Annotated in this window: 5 protein-coding genes and 1 tRNA gene; 4 read left to right on the top strand and 2 right to left on the bottom strand. The window is 64.6% G+C overall.

The features are described 5' to 3' along the window. The 4 genes from AKL29_RS45670 to AKL29_RS27795 form a co-directional block, all read left to right on the top strand. On the top strand, positions 1-1,405 hold a 1,405-nt coding region (locus AKL29_RS45670), incomplete at its 5' end, for a penicillin-binding protein 1A (protein ID WP_249762036.1). Positions 1,406-1,458: 53 nt separating this feature from the next. Next, positions 1,459-1,788, top strand: coding sequence for a hypothetical protein (locus AKL29_RS42325; RefSeq protein WP_152977802.1), 330 nt, complete (start codon positions 1,459-1,461; stop codon positions 1,786-1,788). A 216-nt stretch (positions 1,789-2,004) separates the two neighbouring features. Beyond that, a tRNA-Gln gene (locus AKL29_RS27800) sits at positions 2,005-2,078 on the top strand. A gap of 174 nt (positions 2,079-2,252) precedes the next feature. Further along, positions 2,253-2,660: a GNAT family N-acetyltransferase gene (locus AKL29_RS27795; protein WP_018271115.1), complete on the top strand. Its 408-nt coding sequence runs from the start codon at positions 2,253-2,255 to the stop codon at positions 2,658-2,660. 22 nt (positions 2,661-2,682) lie between these two features. On the opposite strand, the gene AKL29_RS27790 is transcribed toward AKL29_RS27795, so the two are convergent. Together AKL29_RS27790 and AKL29_RS45665 are read right to left on the bottom strand one after the other, a co-directional pair. Beyond that, entirely contained in the window at positions 2,683-3,189 is a 507-nt protein-coding gene (locus AKL29_RS27790) for an invasion associated locus B family protein (RefSeq protein WP_050386386.1), read from the bottom strand. Between the two features lie 105 nt (positions 3,190-3,294). After that, positions 3,295-5,073, bottom strand: a 1,779-nt coding sequence (locus tag AKL29_RS45665; RefSeq protein WP_244482463.1) for an efflux RND transporter permease subunit, incomplete at its 5' end; no start/stop codon positions are given.

Raw genomic sequence — 5,073 nt, 5'->3', positions numbered from 1 at the left:
TCAGTCGGCACGGATCGGCTTCCAGCCGGGCCGCGAACTCGGCGGCGCCATCAGCAAGCAGCGCGAGACCGGCATCATCACGCTCGAGGGCGTCAGATGGGCGAGGGCGCTCTCCGGCCCGTACAAGGGCAAGACGCCGACATCGGTGGCGCAGGTGTTGCAGCCCGGCGACGTGATCTACGCCGACCCGCTGTTCAGCAAGGACGGCCAGCGCGTCGAAGGCCAGTACCGGCTGCGCCAGGTCCCCGAACTGTCGGGCGCGATGGTGGCGATGGATCCGCATACCGGCCGCGTGCTGGCGATGGTCGGCGGTTTCTCGTTCGACCAGAGCCAGTTCAACCGCGCGACGCAGGCCTACCGGCAGCCCGGTTCGACCTTCAAGCCGATCGTCTATTCGTCGGCGCTCGACAATGGCTACACCGGATCGACGATGATGATCGACGCCCCGATCGAGATCGACCAGGGGCAGGGCAACATCTGGCGGCCCGAAAACTTCTCCACCGGCAAGTATCAGGGCCAGGTGACGCTGCGCAACGCGCTGCGGCTGTCGCTCAACACCGTGACCGTGCGGCTGGCGCAGGAAATCGGCATGCCGCTGATCGGCGAGTATGCAAAGCGCTTCGGCGTCTATGACGAGTTGCCGAACTATCTCGCCTATGCACTCGGCGCCGGCGAGACCACGGTGATGCGGATGGCCACGGCCTATTCGATGATCGCCAATGGCGGCGTCCGCGTGAAGCCGACCTTGATCGACCGCATCCAGGACCGCTACGGCCACACCATCTTCAAGCACGATCAGCGCGAATGCCGCGGCTGCGACGCGCCGGAGGGCTGGAAGAACCAGCCGGAGCCGCAACTCGTCGACCGCCGCGAGCGGGTGCTCGACGCGATGTCCGCCTACCAGATCACCTCGCTGATGGAGGGCGTGATTCAGGCCGGTACCGGCACCGCCCTGAAGGACGTCGGCAAGCCGCTCGCCGGCAAGACCGGCACCTCGAACGAGGCCAAGGATCTCTGGTTCGTCGGCTTCTCGCCGGACCTCGTCGTCGGTCTCTATGTCGGCTACGACAAGCCGCGCTCGCTCGGCCGCAACGCGCAGGCCGGCCATACCGCGGCACCAATCGCGCGCGACTTCCTGAAGCTCGCGCTGGCCGACAAGCCCGCCACCCCGTTCAAGCAGCCGGTCGGCATCCGGCTGGTCCTGGTCGATGCCAAGACCGGCCAGCGCGCCGCGCCTGGCCAGAACAGAGGCGTGGTGCTCGAAGCCTTCAAGCCGGGCCAGGCACCACCGGTCAATGATCCCGGGATGGTTGCCGGCACTGACGTGATCGACGGCACCCAGCAGGGCATTTCGCCGGACGCCGATCGGGCCGTGATGCGGTCAGGGACGGGCGGGCTGTACTGAGGTCGGCCGGCTGGACCCCCTCTGACTGTGGTCGTTCGGTCTCTTGCGCCGCCGTGCCAAACGGCGGTGCGGCGCTTTGTCAGGGCGCTCTGGTTGAACACGCCGCTTGCGAGATCGACCTATTTGCAGAGGCCCGCGGATTGCGCGGGCGAGATCATCTGTTCCTGATGACGTGCGTTCCGTCTTGGATGATCAAGGTACTCAAGCTCGTCGCTCACGTCGTGTGGGCGGTTTCCATGATCGGGCTCGGAACGTTGATCGGTGCGAGCTATGGCTGGGCGCATCACGGCTGGATCGGCGCGGTCGCGCTTGGCTTCGTCGGGTTCAGCGTCGGAGCATTCCTCGCCGCCGATCCTTTCGTGGTTCTTGAATTCCTTCAGTGAAACCTTTGAAGCCACGACCTGGCGGGGAAAGCTGCCACCAATGGCTGGTCCCACACTGGCGGTGATTTTACGCCCATTCCCCGCCAACAATGCTTGCCAAGCGTGGGACCAAGCGGGTAGAAGGTCGCACTCGCGCGGGCGCTGATTTGGCAGGCGAACCCGCTGCACCGAGATGTCCAGTCATCCAGCTAAGCTGTTGATACCACGGGCGAATCTTGGGGAATGGTGTAACGGTAGCACAACAGACTCTGACTCTGTTTGTCTTGGTTCGAATCCAGGTTCCCCAGCCAATCTGCCTCGGTGGCGTGATCATCCTCTGAAATCCCGACGAGATTGCCGGCTGCAGCTGCCGGCGGAGGTCAGTCGTTTGTGTGCCATCACGGCATCGAGGGTGGATTAGCCCGGCGTAATCCACCATGGTCTCGCGCGCGTGGTCCGGCCCGTTGCAGTAGAGGTTTAAGTTGATGGACGAAATTCTCTATGCCCGTGAAGCGTCGATCGGCGTCGACGAGTTCATCGAGGTGCTGCGGCAGTCGGGCCTCGGCGAGCGGCGCCCGCTGGCGGATACCGACCGGATGGAGCGCATGATCGCCAATGCGAATCTGATCGTGACAGCGCGGAAGGCGGGCAAGCTGGTCGGCGTGTCGCGCGCGCTGACCGATTTCGCCTATTGCTGCTATCTGTCCGACCTTGCAGTCGATCGCGGGTACCAGGGACATGGCATCGGCAAGCGCCTGATCGCGGAGACGCGGCGCCTCGCCGGACCTGAATCGATGTGCCTGCTGTTGTCGGCGCCTGACTCGATCGGGTTCTACAAGACCATCGGCATGCCGCAGCCGGACAACGCGTTCCTCTACAAGCGGGAGCGATAGCGAACGGCTACGCTGCGCGGCGCTACTTGATCTTGTCGTAGACCGTCGCGAAGTCGGCGAGCGGCATCGGGATCGAGATGGTTTCCTTGCCGAGATTCTGGAACGACACCTTGAGCTGCTTGCCCGATTTCAGCTGGGTCAGGACATCGGCGGCGATCGGCGTATTGATGTAGCAGCCGCGCGCCTCGCAAGTTTGGATCGGCACGTCGACGGCCTTGCCGTCGTCGACCTGCAGCTTGGCGCCGACAGGCAGGTTCAATCCCAGTGGAAGCTGGATCAGCGCAACCGGCGTGCGGGTGTCGCCGGGAACGCGGATATTGACCAGCACGATGAGCTGGCCGGTCTTGGTGAGCACCGCGGTCTGTTCCATCGCGCATTCGAGCGGAGCGTCGCGGCTCGCACTGGTGCAGCGTGCGATCCAGCCGGAATTGTTGGGGGCTGTTGCATCGCTCTGGGGAGCGGCGGGAGCAGCTGCCGGAGCGGGCGCGTTCTTGCTCTTGGCCGTCTGAGCGTGGCCGGAGTGGGCCATGCCGAACACGGTGAACAGGACGAAGAGCGACTTTGCGACAATCTTCACGATACCGGCTCCGAAATGAACATCTTTCGGATGTGCCGGGATGCCGGCAAAGTCAAGTCACTCGGCGGCCTCCTTGACCGATCCATGCTCGCCGTCGTCAGCGTCGTGGTCGGCGCGCGGCGAGCGGCCCCAGTTCGCAAACGCATTCGAGAGCCTGTCGAGATAGAGATAGACGACCGGCGTCGTGAACAGCGTCAGCGCCTGGCTAACGATCAGGCCGCCGACCATGGCGTAGCCGAGCGGCTGGCGGATTTCCGAGCCGGTGCCGGTCCCTAACATCAGCGGCACGCCGCCGAGCAAGGCGGCCATCGTGGTCATCATGATCGGGCGGAAGCGGAGCAGGGCGGCCTGGCGGATCGCCGCCACAGGCTCCATGTGCTGGTCGCGCTCGGCCGCGATCGCGAAATCGACCATCATGATGCCGTTCTTCTTCACGATGCCGATCAGAAGGATGATGCCGATCAGCGCGATCAGCGAGAAGTCGAAGCCGGCCGCCATCAGGATCGCGAGCGCGCCGACGCCGGCCGACGGCAGCGTCGACAGAATCGTGATCGGGTGGATGTAGCTCTCGTAGAGGATGCCGAGGATCAGGTAGACGACCACGAGCGCCGCGAGGATCAACAGCGGCACTGTCGACAGCGATTGCTGGAATGCCTGCGCGGTGCCCTGGAAGCTCGAGCTCAGTGTCGGCGGCGCGCCGAGGTCGACCATCGCCTTCTGCACCGCTTCCGTCGCCTGGCCAAGCGCGACACCCTGCGCCAGGTTGAACGAGATCGTGATCGCCGGGAACTGGCCCTGGTGGCTGATCGAGAGCGGCCGTACCGGCACGCTGGTCCAGGTCGCGAAGGTCGAGATCGGCACCTGTTCGCCGGTCAGCGGTGACTTGATGTAGATCTTGTTCAGCGTGTCGATCGCGCCCTGCAGCTCCGGCAATACCTCGAGGATCACGTGGTAGCTGTTGAGCTGGGTGAAGTACTGCGTCACCTGGCGCTGGCCGAACGCATCATAGAGCGTGTCGTCGATCAGCTGCGGCTGGATGCCGTAGCGCGAGGCGGTGTCGCGGTTGATCTTCAGTTCGAGCGTGGTGCCGTTGGTCTGCTGGTCGGTGGCGACGTCGCGCAGCTGCGGCAGCGTCTGCATCTTGCCGAGAATCTTCGGCGCCCATTCGTTCAATTCGGCGAGGTTGGCATCCTGCAGCGTGAATTCGAACTGGGTGCGGGTCGGGCGGCCGCCGAGGCGGACGTCCTGCGCCGCCTGCATGAACAGCCGGGCACCCTCGACCTTCTCCAGCTTCGGCCGCAGCCGGGCGATGACCTGCTGCGCGTTGGCGTCGCGATCCTTCAGCGGCTTCAGCGTGATGTACATCGCGCCGTTATTGCCGGCGCGGCCGCTGCCGCCGATCGCCATCGCCACCGTCGCCACCGCGGGATCCTGCTGCACGATCTTGCCGAGTTCCTCCTGCTTCCGCTTCATGTCGGCGAAGGAGATGTCCTGGTTGGCTTCCGAGGTCGCGGTGATCAGGCCGACATCCTGCTGCGGGAAGAAGCCCTTCGGGATGATGACGAACAGGTAGACCGACAGCGCCAGCGTCCCGAAGAAGATCATCAGCGTCGTGAACTTCCAGCGCAAGGCGAGGTCGAGCACGCTCTGATAGCCGCGCAGCATGGCGTCGAAGCCGCGCTCGCTGAGCTGGTAGAAGCGGCCGTGTTTCTCGTCATTGTGGGCGCGCAGGAAGCGCGAGGCCATCATCGGGGTCAGCGTCAGCGACACGAACATCGAGACGAAGATGGTCATCGCCAGCACGACCGCGAATTCGCGGAACAGGCGGCCGATGAT

Origin of the sequence: Bradyrhizobium pachyrhizi, assembly GCF_001189245.1 — a bacterium.
Taxonomy (GTDB): Bacteria; Pseudomonadota; Alphaproteobacteria; order Rhizobiales; family Xanthobacteraceae; genus Bradyrhizobium; species Bradyrhizobium pachyrhizi.
The sequence above is the reverse complement of the archived record's forward strand: the minus strand, read 5'-3'. Positions and strand labels throughout refer to the sequence as shown.